Below are 347 nucleotides of genomic sequence, written 5' to 3' on the forward strand. Positions count from 1 at the left end.
TGGCTGGATGCTCTTCTTCTACTGGTGGAAACAGCGACTCTAAGGATAAAGTGACTCTGGATATTTTTCAATTCAAGGTAGAATTCAAGTCGCAATTCGAGGCATTGGTGAAACAATATGAAAAAGAAAATCCAGATGTGAAGATCAAGATATCGACAGTTGGCGGTGGAAATGATTATAAATCAGCCATTACGGCAAAGTTCGCTTCAGGTGAGGAGCCAGCGGTTTTTAACATTGGCGGACCGGTAGATGTCAAACAATATAAAGATAGATTATTAGATTTAAAGGACACGAAGGCAGCGGCAGCAGCACTTGATGGCACTTTGGATGGCGTGGAAGAGGACGGG

Annotated in this window: 1 protein-coding gene; it reads left to right on the plus strand. The window is 43.2% G+C overall.

What is annotated here, in order from left to right:
* Positions 1-50: 50 nt before the first annotated feature.
* The coding region (locus tag SB773_RS30540; RefSeq protein WP_410593963.1) for an extracellular solute-binding protein at positions 51-347 on the plus strand (297 nt) is incomplete at its 3' end.

The sequence above is a fragment of the Bacillus sp. SIMBA_074 genome (assembly GCF_046534555.1).
GTDB lineage: Bacteria > Bacillota > Bacilli > Bacillales > Bacillaceae_G > Bacillus_A > Bacillus_A mycoides.